The organism is Kitasatospora herbaricolor (assembly GCF_030813695.1).
Lineage (GTDB): Bacteria > Actinomycetota > Actinomycetes > Streptomycetales > Streptomycetaceae > Kitasatospora > Kitasatospora herbaricolor.
On sequence record NZ_JAUSVA010000002.1, the window covers coordinates 4,450,450 to 4,466,930 of the forward strand.

The window sequence follows — 16,481 nt, forward strand, 5'->3', positions numbered from 1 at the left end:
CTGCCCTGCCGCTGGTGCGGCCGCCCCACACCCCTGCGAGACGACCAGCGCAGGCCCTCGCACAAGGTCTGCGCCGAGAGCGCCATGAACGACGGCGGCGGCCCCCCTTCCGGCAAGAACCGGGGCCGCCGCCTATCCAGCACCCTCGAAGAGAACTGGAGACACCTAGCATGACCCAACCGACCCACATCCGGGCAGAGCACCTGCCCGCCGCCCTCACCCTGGTGGCCGCCAAGGTGCCCGTGCTGCCGTTGCGCGCCGGGAAGGTGCCATTCGGCAACTGCCGCCGCTGCACCGGCAACGCGTGCGGCGGCCGGCCGAACATGAAGACCCCCGGCCCCTGCACCTGCCCGGCGCCCTGCCACGGCTGGGCCGCCGCCACCACCGACCCCCACGTCATCAACTCTCGGGAGTGGGCGCGGGCGTGGCGGGAGGCGGCGGCTGTGGCCTACCACCCCGGCGGCGCGGGCCTGACCGTCGTGGACCTCGACAACGCGGACGCCATCGCCTGGGCGCGCGAGAACCTGCCCGCCACCCAGACCGTGGCGACCACCCGGGGCGAGCACTGGATCTACCGGGGCGCCATGCCGTCCGCCAACGCGGTGCGGCCCGGCGTCGACATCAAGTCCGCCATGGCCTACGCCCGATGGCTCGGCCCCGGCACCAGCACCACCACCGCCCTGCCGGACACCGTCCGTGCCCTGGTGGTGAGGGAGCCCGCCCCGGTCCGGCCGGCCGCCGTCACCGCGCCCGCCCCGGCCCGGGACGGGAGGTGCCCGCACCGCACGCCCACCTTCCTGGACCGGGGCATCGCCATGGCCGAGCAGCGCATCACCGACGCGGCCGGCGCGGTGCACGCCACCGTGTTCGGGGCGTTCCTCGCGGTGCTGTCCACCCACGGGCGGTGCGGGTGCCTCACCCAGGCCCACATGGAGCGGCTGTTCGCCGCCGCCCGCGCCAAGGGCGAATCGCCCCGCCACTGCACGGACGCGTGGACCAACGCCCTCCACAGGCTGGGGATGTAGCCATGGCCGAGGACGAGAAGAACCCCGCGCGGCAGGTCATCGCCGACTACGCCCAAGCGCACTTCCGGTACTTCCGCACCGCCGACGGCACCGTCTACGCCCAGCGCAACGGCCACCCCGTGGCCCGGCCGATCCGCTCCCAGGGCACCACGGGCAGCCACCGGCAGGAACTCATGGTCGGCCTGTTCAAGGACGGCATCGGCGTGTTCAACGGGTCCGCGCTCAAGGAGGCGTTGGACCTGATCGAGGCGCTCGCCCTGTCCGAGGCGGTGCAGCCCGTCCACATCCGTGTCGCCCCCGGGTTCGACGGGGCGACGTGGCTCGACCTGGGCCGGTCCGACGGGCAGTCCGTGCGCATCCACCCCACGGGCTGGGACATCCTCACGCCGGACCCGCGTGAGGTGTGCTGGCGGCGGACCCAGCTCACCGGCGAACTGCCCCTGCCCGTCAAGGACACCGACGGGAAGGGCATCGACCTGCTGCTGGGGCTGACCAACTTCGCCGACGCGGCGACCGAGTGCCTGGCCATCGCCTGGTTGATCGGCTGCCTGGGGCCGTCCGTGCCGGTCCCGGCCCCGTTCCTCACCGGGCCGCAGGGCGCCGGCAAGTCCACCGCCGGCCGGATGCTGGTCCGGATCGTCGAAGGCATGAGCGGCGACCTGCGCCGCGCACCCAAGGACGAAGAGAACCTGATCGCCGCCGTCGCGGCCGGATGGGTCACCGCCCTGGACAACCTCTCCCACATGACCCCCGACCTCTCCGATGCCATGTGCTGCATCGTCACCGGAGCCGAGAGCGTCAAGCGAGCCCTGTTCACCGACGGCGACGTGCACCGCGCCGCCTACCGCCGTCCCCTGCTCCTGACCGGCATCGACGTGGGCGTCATTCGCCCCGACCTCGCGGAGCGGCTGCTGCCGCTGCGGCTGGAGCGGCCCCGCGTGAGGCGCACCGAGGCGGAGTTGTGGGCGGACTACGAACCGGCCCTGCCCGCCGTCCTCGGATCCCTGCTCGACCTCACCGTCAAGGTCCGCGCCGCCGAAGCGCAGACCCCCACCGATCTGCGGATGGCCGACTTCGCCCACCTGTGTGCGCAACTCGACGCGGCGACCGGTCTGGGGGCGCTGGCCGCCTACCGGGCCCGCCTGGACGACCTGAACGACGACGTGATCGAAGGCGATCTCCTCGCGCAGACCGTCCTCAGGCACGCCGACACCATCGAGCCGGGCACCGCGCAGCGCATGTCCTCCACCGAGTGGCTGCACTGCCTGAGCCGCGTCCACGGCGGCGACGAGCTGCGTTCCCTGCCCAAGGGGTGGCCGACCACCGGGAAGGTGCTCTCCGACCGGCTGAAGCGCCTTCAGCCGACGCTTGCGGCGCGCGGTGTCCTCCTCGACACGGGCCGCACCCGTGAGGGCCGCTACCTCGAAATGGCCCGCCCGGCCACCGCGCCGCCGCACGAACAGCTGACGCTCTGACCCATGGCGCGTTCCCCCGAACAGCAAGAAGAGCACCGGTCCCTGAGCGGGGTGCTCCTCTTGCTGTTCGGCGAAGCCGCGAGAGTCGCGCCGCGTAGCGGCTCCTTCTGATCGCTCTGAGGGCTGAACTGCAACATGGACAGCCCCTCTTTTTTCCTAAGTAGGAAGATCCTGCGTCACCTGCGTCACGCGGGCTGAAAAACGGCCCCTGAGCTGCGGCTGAACCCGTGACGCAGACGACGGCCGCTGCGTCATCCTGCGTCACCTGCGTCACGGGCTGCGTCATGCGGTGACGCAGCCCGTGACGCACCGGTGACGCACCCCCAGGCTCTGCGTCACGCAAAGCCGCAGGTCAGAAGCCCGAATGACGCTGTGACGCTGTGACGCAGAAATCCGCACCTAGGACACACACGCACCCCGATCCATGCCCGCGAAGAGGAGTTAGGCCATGCCCAAGCAGGAGTACCTGAAGCTCCGCGCCGTTCTGGAAGAGATCGACATGTCCCGCTCCGCGTTCTACCGCATGCGAGCCAAGGGGCAGGCCCCCGAAATGATCCCCCTCCCGAATGGCCACCTCCGGTGCACGCGCGCCGCTCTGGATGCCTGGTGGGCGGACCGTCGCCTGAGCGCTGCCTGACCCTCCATCCCACCCATTCGGGGCCCCAGCACTGCTGGGGCCCCTTGCTGTGAGGTCTCCCGTTGCTGACACACGAGTTCGTCCCCTACACGATCCGCCACCGGGCCGACCGGGCCAAACCTTTCCAGACCCGATGGCGGGTCGGCCCAAAGCAGCACTCCGAGAGCTTCCTGCTCAAGGTGCAGGCGGACGGCCGGCGCGCCGAGCTGATGACCGCAGCCCATCGCCGCGAACAGTTCGATGTGGAGACCGGGCTCCCAGTCTCCGAACTGGAGATGCTTCGCAAGGCTTCGGAGCCGGCGGAGCCGACCTGGTTCGAGCATGCGAAGAAGCATGCCGAGGTGAAGTGGCCGGCCGCATCGGCCAAGGAGCGTGCAGCGCGGGCCGATGGTCTGGCCACCATTACCCCCGCGCTGGTCACAGATCGGCGCGGGGAACCAGAGCCGCGAGTCCTCCGACGTGCGCTCTCGTGCTGGGCGTTCAACTTCTCCGATCACGTGCAGGATCCTCCGAAGGAGATCGCGGAAGCTCTCGAATGGATCGCCCGGAAGTCGGTGCCGATCTCCCAGCTTGAGGACTCCGACACCATCCGGGGCGCGCTCAAAGCCATCGCGTTAAAGCTGGACGGGAAGAGGGCCGCCGACAACACGATCAACCGCAAGTACGCGACGTTCAGCGGCGCTCTCAGCTACGGAATCGAGCGTCGGCACTTCACTGTGAACCCGCTCAAGTTTGTGGACTGGGCGCCGCCGGAGACGGACGACGAGATCGAATGGCGGTACGTCCCCAACCCGCGCCAGTCCCGAGACCTGATCGAGGCGGCGCGCGGTCTGTCTTCGAGGGGCCGGCACCTCTCAACCTTCTACGGCTGCATCAACTGGGCAGCCACCCGGCCGGCCGAGGCAATGCACCTGCGGCTCGCTGACTTCGAGCTGCCTAAAACCGGGTGGGGGCTGATCGTGGCACCTGGCAGCTCTCCGCGCGTCGGCTCGCGCTGGACTGACGACGGCCGGTCATTCGAGGAGCGCGGGCTCAAGCACCGAGCACGCAAGGCCACCCGGCACATCCCCATTCCGCCGGTGTTTGTCCGGATGGTCCGCGAGCACGTGGACGAGTTCGGGCTGGGAGAGGACGGCCGCGTGTTTCACGCCGCCAAGGGCGGGGTGCTCACCACAAAGGAGTACTCCGCCGTCTGGAAGGAGGCCCGGAAGTTGGTCCTCACGCCGGCGCAGGTGCAAACGCCATTGGCTGACGTCCCGTACTCACTGCGGGCGACCTGCGTGTCTGGCTGGCTGGTGGCCGGGCTTGACCCGGTTGAGGTCGCCTACCGCGCCGGGCACAGCGTCGCGGTCCTCTTCAAGTTCTACGCCAAGGTGGTGGACGGTCGGCGGGACCGGTCAAACTCCCTGATCGAGAAGTTTCTGGACGAGGAGTACGACCAGGAGTAGCCCGTGGACCTGGTCCACGGCTGGTCCACACGCTCTGGCTCAACCTGGCATCGGGTGGGACACCCCGGGACAGAAATCGAACAGGGCGGGTATCGGCACGTAGCCGATACCCGCCCTGTTCGAGGTTTCCCTCACCAGCGGAGAGCGTGGGATTCGAACCCACGGTGACGGGTCACGCCACGACAGTTTTCAAGACTGTTCCCTTAGGCCGCTCGGGCAGCTCTCCAGGCGGAGGTCAGCCTAACGGGTCCGGCGGGGTTCGGTGCACCTGGTTTGCCGGGTGGGTGGGAGGTGGCGCCGGGGCGCCGCCCGGGGTCAGTTGTCGCCGGTGCGCTCGCCGAGGGTGACCTTGGTGGTGCCGGTCTTGCCGTCGCGGATGTACTCCACGTCGACCGTCTCGCCGGGCTTGTGCGTCCAGATCTTGCTGACGAGGGCGGGGCCGTTCTCGATCGGGCTGCCGCCGAGCTTGGTGATGACGTCGCCGGGCTTGAGGCCGGCCTTGTCGGCGGCGCCGCCGGGGGTGACGGCGGGGGTGCCCTGGACGGCGTTGGTCTGGATCTGCGCGCCGTCGCCCTTGTAGTCGTCGTTGCGCAGGACGTCGAGCTTGGCGTACACCGGGCGGCCGGTCTTGATCAGCGTGTCGGCGACCCACTTGGCCTGGTTGATCGGGATGGCGAAGCCGAGGCCGATGCTGCCGGCCCGGCCGCTGCCCGAGGAGTTGGACTGGATGGCCGAGTTGATGCCGATCACGGCGCCGGTGCCGTCGAGCAGCGGGCCGCCGGAGTTGCCGGGGTTGATCGAGGCGTCGGTCTGCAGGGCGTTCATGTACGAGGCCTGCGCGCCGGTCTCGTCGCCGGAGGCGACCGGGCGGTCCTTGGCGCTGACGATGCCGGTGGTGACGGTGGACTCCAGGCCGTACGGCGCGCCGATCGCGATGGTCGCGTCGCCGACGTTGACCTTGTCGGAGTCACCCAGCGGCAGCGGGCTGAGCTTGTCCTTCGGCGGGTTGTCCAGCTTGACCACCGCCACGTCGTAGCCCTCGGCGCGGCCGAGCACCGAGGCGGTGTAGGACGAGCCGTCGGCGAACTTGACGGTCAGTTTGCCGCCGTTCGCGGCCGGGGCCACCACGTGGTTGTTGGTGAGGATGTGGCCCTCGGTGTCGAAGACGAAGCCGGTGCCGGTGCCGGACTCGGTGCTGCTCGTCGCCTTGATGGTGACGGTGCTGGGCAGCGCCTTCTGGGCGATGGCGGCCACCGAGCCGGGGGCGGCCTCGTTCTTCTGGGTGTTGCCGGCCGGGACGGTGGTGCTGCGGTGGTCGTTGGCGGAGCTGACCGAGTCACCGTTGTCGGTGACCGCGACGCCGACGGCGCCGCCGGCCACGCCGGCGACCAGGGCGACCGCCGCGATCAGCGCGACCAGGCCGCCGCGCTTCTTGCGCGGTCCGCCGGGCGCCGCACCCGGGTACTGGCCCGGGTAGCCGGGGCCGCCGGGCAGGCCGGGCCCGCCGGGGCCGCCGTAGGTGCCACCGGCACCGGCGTCCTGGGCGCCCCAGCCGCCGAGCGGCTGGCCGGCGCCGAACGGGTGGTGGCCGTGCTCGGCCGGGGTGCCGGGCGGCGGGCCGTACGGGTCGGCGGCGGGGCCCTGGCCGGGCGCCGGCGCGGCCGCGTACGGGCCGGCGGCGACCGGAACGGGTGCCGCGTACGGGTCGGCCGCGGGTGCCGGCGCCGCGTACAGGTCGGCCGCCGGGGCGGGGGTGGCGTACGGGTTGGCCGGCGGCGGCGCGTCCAGGTAGGACGGGGCGGCGGGCGCGGCCGGCGCGGCCGGTGCGGCCGGAGGCAGGACCGGCGGCGGCGCGTCCAGGTAGGACGGCGCCGCGGGGGCGACGGGGGCGGCCGGGGCAACAGGTGCGGCGGGCGCCACTGGCGACCCGGGTGCGGCCGGCTCGGGCTCGCTCAGCTTGCCGAAGGCCAGCGTCCGCGGGGAGTCCCCGGCGGGCGGCGTGCCGGCACCTGCCGCGGCGGCCGCGGGCTGCTGCGCCGGGCCGTCGGTCGCCGGACCCACCGCCCCGTGACCGCCGGAGGGCTGCCCCTCCTGCGGTCCGGTGGACCCACTCTCGCGCTCGGTGCTCACTGACGACCTCCATAGCTGACAGGACCAAGAAGCATAGTTTTTCGTATGCGGGATTCGATTGCCGTAAGGGGCCCTCTGAAGAACTCATAAGAATCCTTAGCCGGACCGAACACGGGCGCCCGACAGGGCCCACGCGTCCCGCGATGCGGACGGCCCGCGGCCCCGGCCTTGGCGTTCCACCCGGCTCCCGCTAGCCTGTCGCTTCAATCTGAACACGCGGGAGCTTGGACCCCTTCCAGGCTGAGAGTGCGCTGGTCGACCGTACGCCACGGTAGTCGTGGAGGGCGGGCGAGGGAGCGCTGACCGCCGGAACCTGTCCGGGTAATGCCGGCGTAGGGAGTATCGGCCATGCCGCCTGCTTCGCCATCCTCTTCTTCGGACGCGTCGGCGTCCACGGAATTCCCCGCTCCTTCGGAAGGCCTTCACACGGACGTCGCCGTGCTGGACCGTCCGGAGGCGCACGGACGCGCCGAGGCGCCGCTCGTCCTCGACACCGAGCCGCCGCGCACGCTCTCCTTCAAGGACCAGTTCGCGCTCTGGCTCAACCTGGGCGTCAGCCTGATCGGCTTCAGCACCGCCGCGACGGTGCTGGGCGCCCCGGGCTCGGAGATGTCCTTCACGGCCGCGGTGGTCGCCATTCTGGCCGGCACCGTGATCGGCACCGCCGCGCTCGGCGTCGCCGCCCTGATCGGGGCGAAGACCGGCGCACCGGCGATGGCCAACCTGCGCGGGCTGTTCGGCACCAGGCTCAGCTACCTGCCGACCGTGCTGAACATCGCCCAGTGCGTCGGCTGGGGCGTCTTCGAGCTCACCGTGATCGCCCAGGGCGCCCAGACGGTGGCCGGCACCGACGGCTACCGCTGGCTGTTCGTCCTGCTCGCCGGGGCGCTGACCACCGTGCTGACGATCTGGCCGCTGGGCTCGATCGCCGTCCTGCGCAAGTACGTGGCCGCCGCGGTGGCCGTGGCGATGGTGTACTTCACCGTCCAGCTGGGCCGCCAGGGCTTCCCCGACCCGGGGGCCGGCAACTGGCAGGGGTTCCTGCCCGCGACCGACGCCGTGATCGCGCTGTCGATCTCCTTCGTGCCGCTGGCCGCCGACTACACCCGGCACTCGCGGACGGCCGCGGCCTCCTTCTGGGGCACCTTCTCGGGTTACACCGTCGCCCAGGTCTGGTGCTACGTGCTGGGCCTGATCGCGCTGCTGCAGTCGGGCGGGGACACCGAGAAGATCTTCTCCTCGTTCACCGGGGTCTGGGCCGGCTGGGCCTTCCTGCTGGTGCTGGTGCTGCGCGAGACCGACCAGTCCTTCGCGAACGTGTACTCGACCGCGATGTCGGTCCACAACCTCTTCCCGCGGGTCGACCGGCGGCTGCTGACCGGCGGGATCGGCGTGCTGACCACCGTCCTCGCGCTGCAGATCAAGGAATTCACCGCCTCGTACTACAACTTCCTCGGCCTGATCGGCTCGGTCTTCGTGCCGCTGTTCGCGGTGCTGGCGGCGGACTACTTCTTCGGCGCCGGCCGGCGGGGCTGGGACCTCTCCGAGCGGGCGCCCTCGCGCTGGCTGATGCTGCTGCCGTGGGTGCTGGGCTTCGCCGTCTACCAGTTCATCGCCCCGACCGCGATCACCGGCTGGTGGGTGGACTTCTGGAAGGACGCGCAGAGCGCCCTGCACTTCACCCCGCAGGAGTGGACCTCGGCCTCGCTGTTCGGGTTCCTGGTCCCCGCGCTGGTGACCCTGGCCCTCACCCCGCTGACCCGGGCCCGCCAGGCCGACTGACCGGACGAGCCCGGCCGGGAGAGCGGCCCGAGCGCCCGGATTGCGCCACCACGGCGACGGCGGCCCCGCAGGTTGGGGCCGCCGTCGCCGTTCCGTCATCCGGGCCGCCTATCGTTGGCGCTGTGACCAGCGCCGACCTGTCCCCCGCGACCGCCCGCACCGCGCAGCCCGTCCAGGTGGTGGCCCACCGCGGCTCCTCCCGCGCGCTGCCCGAGCACACCCTGGCCGCGTACCGGCGGGCCCTGGCGGAGGGCGCCGACGCCTTCGAGTGCGATGTCCGGGTGACCGCGGACGGGCAGCTGGTCTGCGTGCACGACCGCCGGATCCAGCGGACCTCGGACGGCCGCGGGGCGGTCTCCGCGATGACCCTGGCCGAGCTGGAGGCGTTCGACTTCGGCTCCTGGAAGGACGGGGCGGGGGCGGCGGACCCGGAGGCGCGGGCGGTGCTGCGGCTGGAGAGCCTGCTGGAGCTGGTGGCCGACGCCGGCCGCCGGGTCGACCTGGCGATCGAGACCAAGCACCCGGTCCGGTTCCGCGGCCGGGTGGAGTCCGAGCTGCTGAAGGCACTGGCCCGGTACGGGATCTCGGGGCCCGGCGGGAACCCGGAGAGCCGCCCGCAGGCCCGGATCATGAGCTTCTCCGCGCTGGCCCTGGGCCGGGTGCGGCGGGCCGCGCCGGAGTTCTCCCGGGTGTTCCTGTTCGACCGGATGCTGCCGCTGCGGCTGCGGCCGGGCACCTCGCTGCCGGGCGGCGCGACCATCGCCGGGCCCGGCATCGACCTGGTGCGGGCCCGCCCCGGGCTGGTGCCGGCGCTGCGCCGGGCCGGCCACCAGGTGCACGTCTGGACGGTGGACGAGCCGGCCGACGTGGAGCTCTGCCTGGAGCTGGGCGTCTCCGCGATCATCACCAACCGCCCGGCCGAGGTGCTGGCACAGCTCGGCCGCTGACCGGTCGGGCGGTGCACCGGCCCCGGGGCCCGGCGCGGCCGCTGTCCGGTTTCCGGTGGGTTCCACGGGACGGAAGCCATTCAATGTCCGGAATGTACCGAGGGTGAGCGGGGAATCACCTCGCGCTGCCGGTTTGCCGCTCGTCTTGAAATGTCCGCGCAGGATCGCCCCACGGCCGTTTCCGACCCATTCCCAAGGGGCATCCATCCCTCGGCATACGCTGAAGGAGGTCCGGGGGTGGCGTTGATGGTGGCACGCGAAGTGCCGACTTCATCGACCATGGCGGTGCCGCACGGCCCGGCCAGCGTCGGGGTCGCGCGGCGTCGGCTGCGTCGGGATCTCGGCGAACGACAAATACCGGACACGGTCGTGGACGACGCGGTTCTGATTCTCTCGGAACTGCTCAGCAACGCCTGTCGGTACGCCAGACCGCTCGGCCGGCTGCTCGACCTGGGCCGCGACACCGAGGCGGAGCTGGTCGACCAGGTGCTGGTGGCGGTGCCCTCGCGGCAGCCGGCCGGTGCCCAGGCCGGCGGGTTCCCGGCCGGCGGGTTCCCGGCCAACGGGCTGCTGGGCCGCGGCGCGGGCGACGGCGAGAGCGCCGAGGAGCCCGGCGGCGTGCTGGTCCGCTGGGGCCTGCATCCGGACGGGATGCTCACCCTGGAGGTCACCGACGGCGGTGCGCCGACCCGGCCGATCCCGTCCAGTCCTTCGCTGACCTCGCGCGGCGGACGCGGACTGAGCATCGTCGGCCAGCTGGCCAGCGACTGGGGAGTGCGGGACCTCCCCGGCGAGGTGACGGTCTGGGCGGCACTGCCGGTGCGCGGCAGGCACGCCCGGCGGGGCGGGAGCGACGCGCGAAGCGCGTGAGGAAACCTCAGTAGGCTTCCGGGAGCACGACCGACCGGCCGGCCGGGATGGGTGACGCCATCCCCGGCGGCCGCCGGTCCCAAGAATTCACCGTTCCCGGGAGAGCCGCACCATGGGCAAGAAGGCCGCCAAGAAGGCGCCGCAGCGCAGCCAGTCCGCCACCGCCACGAGCACCGCCACCGGCGGGATCCCCGTGGTCGGAGCCCGGGAGGACTGCCCCTGCGGGTCGGGCCGCCGGTACAAGGCCTGCCACGGCCGGGAGGCGTCGCACGCCGTCCAGGAGCTGGTGCACCGTCCGTTCGAGGGACTGTCGGGCGAGGCCGACTGGGTCGCGCTGCGCGAGCTGGTGCCGGCCGCCACGGTGCCGCTGACGCTGGCCGCCGGCGTGGCGGACGAGGCCACCGGTGACGTCCCGTCGGTGACCCTGGCGACCGTGCTGCCGCTGGCCTGGCCGGCCCTGCGCCGCCAGGACGGTTCGATCCTGCTCGGCCTGCAGACCCAGTCCTCCTCCGGCGACCTGAGCCGCGACCTGGCGGACGCCCTGGAGCTGGCCCTGACCGCCGAGCCCGGCGCCCCGGTGCCCTCCCGCCGGACCGTCCCGGGCGGCCGCCGCCTGCAGGACCTGCTGGACGTGTCGGCCCCGTTCACGCCGGCCGTGCACACCGGCTTCGAGTTCTGGCTGGAGGACGCCGAGTCCGCCACCGGCGAGGTCGCCGCCTCGCTGGAGCGGGCCAACGCCTCGGCCATCCCGACCGAGAAGCTGTCGAGCGTGGACTCCGCGTACTGGTGCGGCACCCCGGACAAGAACCACCTGCGCTGGGTGATGACCGTCCCCGAGGAGCAGCTGCTGGACGCGCTGGCCCGGCTGACCGCCGCCGACCGGTCCTCGATCGGCCCGGACACCCGCCTGGTCGGCTCGTTCCGGGCGCACGGACTGACCGTCCCGGTCTGGGACCTGCCGCTGGAGATGACGGCCGCCGACTGCGAGAAGCCGGCCGCCGAGTTCGCCGAGCGGCTCGCCGCCACGCTCGCCGACCCGACCCCGCTGACGACCGAAGAGCGGCGCGCCCGCGCCAACTTGGTGAACCGTCAGGTAACGCTGAACTGACGGCGTGTGATACGCGTCACAATCCGGCCGTCGCCCGCAATTTCCGGGCGGCGGCCGGGTCTTGGAAATTGGCGCGGCCGCCGATCCTTGTTACTGTTTAAACAGTCCGGTCGCTGGTGCATCCCCCGTCGCCAGCGGCCGGATTTTTTCATGCCCGTCGCCGGCCCGGCCGACCGCTCCCGAAACGGCCGCGGAACGGTGGCGGAGTCGGGCGGCCGGGTCGGCGGAAAACCCGCCCGGGCGACCCCCCGAGGCGACCCGCCCGCGCACCGGCCCGGAGCCGGGAACGGCCCCGGGCGGGCGCCCGGAGCCGATTTCCCGACGGCGGCCCGGCCACCCGGACGGGCCCGGCCTGACCGGTCCCCGCCGGGCCCGGAGCGGCCGGACCTAGAACCGCGGCCGGCCGGTGTCCTGCTTGGCCGTCGCCGCGACGAGCTCCTCCAGCATCGGCCCGACCTCCGGCAGCCGCACCCCGCCGCCCTCCAGCCGCTCCGGGGCAAGCACCCAGCGGACCCGGCCCCGGTCGCACCCCGGCGGCAGCGCCAGGTACCCGCCCGGCCCGTGGTAGCGCATCGAACCCGGGACCCACGGCTGCTGCGCCAGCAGCTCGGCCAGCGCGTCGAGCGAGTACGGGGCCACCAGCAGGGTGTACCGGCCGGGCGTGGCCAGGACGGGGCCGAGCGGCATCCGCAGCGCCTCGAAGTAGGCGAGTGCCCGCGCGGCCGCCGGAGCCGGCAGGCTGACGGCCGAGACGGCCCGGCCGGTGGCGACCAGGACCGGCGCGTCCGGGCTCTGCCGCTCCCACCACCAGCGCACCATCCGGGGGTCGGTGGTGGCCGCCAGCAGCTCGGGGTCGTGCGGGTGCGCTCCGGGCACCGGGCAGTCGGGGCTGTCGCAGGAGCAACGGCCGCCGGGTGCCCCCGCGCCCGGCACCACGGGCCAGCGGTACTCCACGGCGGCCTCCAGGGCCGCGGCCAGCCGCGCGGAGCGGCCCTCCTGCCGGTCTCGCCTGGTCTCACGCATGGGCGCTCGTTCCTTTCCGTGACCGCTGGGGCTTGCCGGCCCCGACGGAGCCATACGGCCGCGAGGGCCGGCCATCACCGCAGCCGCGCCGTACCGCACGCGACGTGGAACACGACATGGAACAGGACTTGAAAAGGGCCCCTGAGAGGTCGGCCCCTGGAACGAGAATCCCTCATGCGACCAGATGGACGCCGCTCAGACGCCGCTGGTTCCACCGTACGAGTGAGTGACCCGCGACCGGCCCGGGCCACGGGCCGCGCAGGCATACGATCCGGACGGCCACCGGTTCGCTCGTCGGAACAGGCGGGCCGCGAAACACCGTCCCTGCCTGTCTTGCCCGCTCTCCGGGCTTCCATGCCGACGGGCCGGTGCCCGGTGCGGGCCGGCCGGCCCGTGCCGCCCACGCCGGGACCGCTCCGGGGCCCGCTCCGGATATGCCCCGAATGGCCTGTCCAGAAGTAGGGCCGATGCTGTCGATCAATGACGAGTAGTGCCGAGAAATGACGAGTAGTGCCGAGCGGTGGCGCCTGACGGCGATCGGCAGCGATCGACGGCGAAGCGACGGCTCGGCCGGACTTGGGGGTTTCGCATGACACGTACCACCGTGCTGGGAGAAGCGGCATGACCGAGCCCCACCCGTCCGCCGCCCGCCTGCGCGCCACGGCGCCGCTCACGGCGGCCGCCGCCCCCGGCGACCTCGGCCGCGGCACCCGGCTCCCCGTGCTCGACCTCCCGCCCGCCGAACCGCCCGCCGCCCCGCCGGCCGGGGCGGCGGCGTACACCGCGGCGGTCGGCCCGGCCGGGCCCCCGGAGCCGGCCGGACAGGCCGACCCGGGTCTGCTGGCCGACGCCCTGGCCGACCTCACCGAGCTGTACGAGCACACCGCGCTGCTCGCCCGCGCCCGTGGTCCGGAGGCCGCCCTGGCCGCGCTGCTCGGCTCCGGGGCGGCCCTGCTCGGCGCCCGCCGGGGCTTCGTGGTCATCGGGTCGCCCGGCGGCGTGAGCCGCCCCGTCGGCCTCGGCCTGGACCGCTCCGGCCTCGGCGCGCTGGAGACCGTACCCGCCGAGCAGGGACCCTTCGGGGGCCTGCTGCGCCCGCACGGCCGCCCCCGCCAGGTGCTGCACCCCGACCTGGCCGGCCCGGCGACCCCCGCCCGGCTGCGCGAGGTCGCCGGGCAGCTCGGCCTCGGCGCCAGCGTCGGACTGCCGATCAGCACCGAGGAGGACGGCCCGCCGGCCGCGGCGGTCTGGTTCTACGACGGCCCCGCCGAGCCGGACGAGCGGCGGCTGCGGCTCGCCCGCGCCTACTGCGAGGCCGCGGCGCCGCTGCTGGCCGGCCAGCTGGAGGCGGACCGGGCCCGGCGGGCCGGCGAGGCCCTGCGCCGGGGCCTGCTGCCGGACCGCCTCCCCCGGCTGCCCGGCGTCCGGCTGGCGGCCCGCTGCGTGCCCGCCGGACTCGACCGCTCCACCGGCAGCGACTGGTACGACGCCATCGCCCTGCCGGACGGCACCCTCGGCCTGAGCGTCGGCAGCGTCTCCGGCGACGGGCCCGGCGCGGGCCCCGGCTCCGCACCCGGCGCGGCCGCCGCGATGGGCCGGGTCCGGGCCGCCCTGCGGGCCTACGCGGTGCTGGAGGGCGAGGACCCGGTCTCCGTCCTGGGGGACCTGGAGCTGCTGCTCAAGACCACCGAGCCGGCCCGCAGCGCCACCGCCGTCTACGCCTGGGTCGAACCGGACGAGCGCCGGATCACCCTGGCGGGCGCCGGGCACTGCCCGCCGGTGCTGGTCACCCGGCACGGCGCGAACTTCGTGGAGACCTCGTTGTCCGCGCCGCTCGGCATGCTCAGCTGCTGGGAGGCGCCCGGCGTGGAGCTGGACGCCGAGCGCGGCGACCTCCTGGTGCTCTACACCGAGGGCATGGCCCGGCGCTTCGGCCCGACCCTGCACGCGGGCCAGAGCGCGCTGCGCCGGGCGGCCGCGGACGCCCCGCGCGACGTGCGGACCGACCCGGACCGGCTCTGCGCCCACCTGCTGGCCTGCTCGGCCCCGGCCGGCGCCGGCGACACCCCCGCCGACGCGCCGTCCGGAGCCGGTCCGGACGGCGGCACCGACGACCTGGTGCTGCTGGCCGCCCGCTTCGAGTAGCCGCCGGGCCGGCCCGGCCGCGGCCCCCGAACGGGTGAACGGTCGGCCGTCCGTACCATGGGACGGACGGCCGCCCACGGGTGTCGCGATCCGACGCGTCCGGGGCGGCGAGACTCGCAAGGAGGCGACGTACGTGACCGAGGACCGTACCCCGGCAGTGGCCGAGAACCCCGAGGCCGCCGGAACCGATGGGGACGAGCGGCCCAAGGGCCGCAAGAACGGCCTCTACGACGAGGTGTCCGACGAGCTCGCCGCCTCGATGAAGACCGGCTGGGACGACACCGAGCTGCACGGCCTCGCCCCGGTCGCCCAGGCCGCCTACGCCGCCGAGCGCCGCGCCAAGCTGTCCGCCGCCTACCCGGGCGAGCGGCTGGTCGTGCCCGCCGGAAACCTGCGGGTGCGCGCCAACGACACCGAGTACGCCTTCCGCGCCGCCAGCGAGTACGTGCACCTCACCGGTGACCGGACCGAGGACGCGGTGCTGGTCGCCGAGCCGACCGGGGCCACCGGCCACGAGTTCGGGCTCTACCTGCTGCCCCGCTCCAACCGCGAGAACGGCGAGTTCTGGCTGGACGGCAACGGCGAGCTCTGGGTCGGCCGCCGGCACAGCCTGGACGAGGCCGAGCAGCTGTTCGGCCTGCCGGCCCGCGACGTCCGCAAGGCCGCCGAGGAGCTCAAGGCCGCCGCCCCCGCGCCCACCCGGATCGTCCGCGGCTACGACGCCGGCCTGGAGGCCGCGCTCGCCGGCGTCCTGGACGAGGACAAGGACACCGAGCTCAAGGAGTTCCTGAGCGGGCTGCGCCTGGTCAAGGACGAGTGGGAGATCGGCGAGCTGCGGGCCGCCTGCACCGCCACCGTGAACGGCTTCACCGACGTGGTCCGCGAGCTCGGCCAGGCCGTGGCCACCTCCGAGCGCTGGATCGAGGGCACCTTCTGGCGCCGCGCCCGGGTCGAGGGCAACGACGTCGGCTACGGCTCCATCTGCGCCGCCGGCCCGCACGCCACCACCCTGCACTGGGTGCGCAACGACGGCGACGTCCGCCCCGGCGAGCTGCTGCTGCTCGACGCCGGCGTGGAGACCAACACCCTCTACACCGCCGACGTCACCCGCACGCTGCCGATCAACGGCCGCTTCGACGCGCTGCAGCGCAAGATCTACCAGGCCGTCTACGACGCCCAGGAGGCCGGCATCGCCGCGGTGAGGCCCGGTGGCCGGTTCCGCGACTTCCACGACGCCTCGCAGCGGGTGCTCGCCGAGCGACTGCTCGCCTGGGGCCTGCTCGACGCCTCCGTCTACGACGTCGAGAAGGTGCTGGAGCTCGGCCTGCAGCGCCGCTGGACCCTGCACGGCACCGGCCACATGCTCGGCCTGGACGTCCACGACTGCGCCCAGGCCCGCCGCGAGTCGTACGTCGACGCGGCGCTGGAGCCCGGCATGGTGCTGACCGTGGAGCCCGGCCTGTACTTCCAGCAGGACGACCTGACCGTCCCCGCGGAGTACCGCGGCATCGGCGTCCGGATCGAGGACGACATCCTGGTCACCGCCGACGGCAACGAGAACCTCTCGGCGGGCCTGCCCCGCTCGGCCGACGAGGTCGAGGCCTGGATGGCTTCCCTGACGGGCTGACTCTCGTACGACGGCGCGGGCCGCCCCCGGACCTCGGGGCGGCCCGCGCCGTCGCGCGTGCCCGCGGAAGGACTCGGCCGACGTGCTCGGGCGCGATCTCGACGCCCGGGGCCAGGTGCTGGTCGCCCGTCGCACCGAAGCGGACCTCGGGGCTGTCGCCGGCCGGCGGCTCGGGGAGGGTGATCCGGTAGGTGTGGTCGGCGTGCCACCCGCGGCCAGGGCACGCCCCAGGCCGGCAGGCACCCGGCCGCGCGGGGGACCCCC

General features: G+C 73.6%; 12 protein-coding genes and 1 tRNA gene. 10 read left to right on the forward strand and 3 right to left on the reverse strand.

The window, feature by feature from the left end:
- The first annotated feature begins 170 nt into the window (after nucleotides 1–170).
- The 4 genes from J2S46_RS19905 (at nucleotide 171) to J2S46_RS19920 (ending at nucleotide 4,585) form a co-directional block, all read left to right on the forward strand.
- Nucleotides 171–1,025 carry a bifunctional DNA primase/polymerase gene (locus J2S46_RS19905; RefSeq protein ID WP_191288664.1) on the forward strand — a complete coding sequence of 285 codons (855 nt, stop codon included), beginning with the start codon at nucleotides 171–173 and terminating at the stop codon, nucleotides 1,023–1,025.
- A 2-nt stretch (nucleotides 1,026–1,027) separates the two neighbouring features.
- The gene (locus tag J2S46_RS19910; protein ID WP_191288663.1) at nucleotides 1,028–2,500 is read left to right on the forward strand and encodes an AICE element replication initiation protein; all 1,473 of its coding nucleotides are present in this window, start codon (nucleotides 1,028–1,030) and stop codon (nucleotides 2,498–2,500) included.
- 448 nt (nucleotides 2,501–2,948) lie between these two features.
- Entirely contained in the window at nucleotides 2,949–3,137 is a 189-nt protein-coding gene (locus tag J2S46_RS19915; RefSeq protein ID WP_191288662.1) for a helix-turn-helix transcriptional regulator, read from the forward strand.
- Between the two features lie 62 nt (nucleotides 3,138–3,199).
- Entirely contained in the window at nucleotides 3,200–4,585 is a 1,386-nt protein-coding gene (locus tag J2S46_RS19920) for a site-specific integrase (protein WP_191288661.1), read from the forward strand.
- 138 nt (nucleotides 4,586–4,723) lie between these two features.
- On the opposite strand, the gene J2S46_RS19925 is transcribed toward J2S46_RS19920, so the two are convergent.
- Nucleotides 4,724–4,811: transfer RNA gene (locus J2S46_RS19925), tRNA-Ser, on the reverse strand.
- 89 nt (nucleotides 4,812–4,900) lie between these two features.
- Nucleotides 4,901–6,715 carry a S1C family serine protease gene (locus J2S46_RS19930; RefSeq protein WP_191288660.1) on the reverse strand — a complete coding sequence of 605 codons (1,815 nt, stop codon included), beginning with the start codon at nucleotides 6,713–6,715 and terminating at the stop codon, nucleotides 4,901–4,903.
- 438 nt (nucleotides 6,716–7,153) lie between these two features.
- Here J2S46_RS19930 and J2S46_RS19935 point away from each other — a divergent pair, with 438 nt between their 5' ends.
- The 4 genes from J2S46_RS19935 to J2S46_RS19950 all read left to right on the forward strand — a co-directional run bounded on the left by J2S46_RS19935 (nucleotide 7,154) and on the right by J2S46_RS19950 (nucleotide 11,422).
- Complete coding sequence (locus J2S46_RS19935; protein ID WP_229912255.1) at nucleotides 7,154–8,497, forward strand: purine-cytosine permease family protein; 1,344 nt, start codon at nucleotides 7,154–7,156, stop codon at nucleotides 8,495–8,497.
- 122 nt (nucleotides 8,498–8,619) lie between these two features.
- Nucleotides 8,620–9,444: a glycerophosphodiester phosphodiesterase family protein gene (locus J2S46_RS19940; RefSeq protein WP_191288658.1), complete on the forward strand. Its 825-nt coding sequence runs from the start codon at nucleotides 8,620–8,622 to the stop codon at nucleotides 9,442–9,444.
- Nucleotides 9,445–9,690: 246 nt separating this feature from the next.
- On the forward strand, nucleotides 9,691–10,314 hold the full coding sequence (locus tag J2S46_RS19945) for an ATP-binding protein (RefSeq protein ID WP_191288657.1): 624 nt from the start codon (nucleotides 9,691–9,693) through the stop codon (nucleotides 10,312–10,314).
- A gap of 112 nt (nucleotides 10,315–10,426) precedes the next feature.
- A complete protein-coding gene (locus J2S46_RS19950) occupies nucleotides 10,427–11,422 on the forward strand; it encodes a DUF5926 family protein (RefSeq protein ID WP_191288656.1) in 996 nt (331 codons plus the stop codon).
- A gap of 387 nt (nucleotides 11,423–11,809) precedes the next feature.
- On the opposite strand, the gene J2S46_RS19955 is transcribed toward J2S46_RS19950, so the two are convergent.
- On the reverse strand, nucleotides 11,810–12,445 hold the full coding sequence (locus J2S46_RS19955; protein WP_191288655.1) for a bifunctional DNA primase/polymerase: 636 nt from the start codon (nucleotides 12,443–12,445) through the stop codon (nucleotides 11,810–11,812).
- 621 nt (nucleotides 12,446–13,066) lie between these two features.
- Between J2S46_RS19955 and J2S46_RS19960 the strand changes: the two genes are divergently transcribed.
- Together J2S46_RS19960 and J2S46_RS19965 are read left to right on the forward strand one after the other, a co-directional pair.
- On the forward strand, nucleotides 13,067–14,590 hold the full coding sequence (locus tag J2S46_RS19960) for a PP2C family protein-serine/threonine phosphatase (RefSeq protein ID WP_191288654.1): 1,524 nt from the start codon (nucleotides 13,067–13,069) through the stop codon (nucleotides 14,588–14,590).
- A gap of 133 nt (nucleotides 14,591–14,723) precedes the next feature.
- Nucleotides 14,724–16,217, forward strand: coding sequence for an aminopeptidase P family protein (locus J2S46_RS19965; protein ID WP_191288653.1), 1,494 nt, complete (start codon nucleotides 14,724–14,726; stop codon nucleotides 16,215–16,217).
- Nucleotides 16,218–16,481: the final 264 nt, after the last annotated feature.

Bases quoted from the DNA above. Each gene is read 5' to 3' on its own strand.
- J2S46_RS19955 (WP_191288655.1), bottom strand. From the start codon at position 12,445: ATGCGTGAGACCAGGCGAGACCGGCAGGAGGGCCGCTCCGCGCGGCTG.
- J2S46_RS19910 (WP_191288663.1), top strand. From the start codon at position 1,028: ATGGCCGAGGACGAGAAGAACCCCGCGCGGCAGGTCATCGCCGACTAC.
- J2S46_RS19950 (WP_191288656.1), top strand. From the start codon at position 10,427: ATGGGCAAGAAGGCCGCCAAGAAGGCGCCGCAGCGCAGCCAGTCCGCC.
- J2S46_RS19905 (WP_191288664.1), top strand. From the start codon at position 171: ATGACCCAACCGACCCACATCCGGGCAGAGCACCTGCCCGCCGCCCTC.
- J2S46_RS19915 (WP_191288662.1), top strand. From the start codon at position 2,949: ATGCCCAAGCAGGAGTACCTGAAGCTCCGCGCCGTTCTGGAAGAGATC.
- J2S46_RS19945 (WP_191288657.1), top strand. From the start codon at position 9,691: ATGGTGGCACGCGAAGTGCCGACTTCATCGACCATGGCGGTGCCGCAC.
- J2S46_RS19960 (WP_191288654.1), top strand. From the start codon at position 13,067: ATGACCGAGCCCCACCCGTCCGCCGCCCGCCTGCGCGCCACGGCGCCG.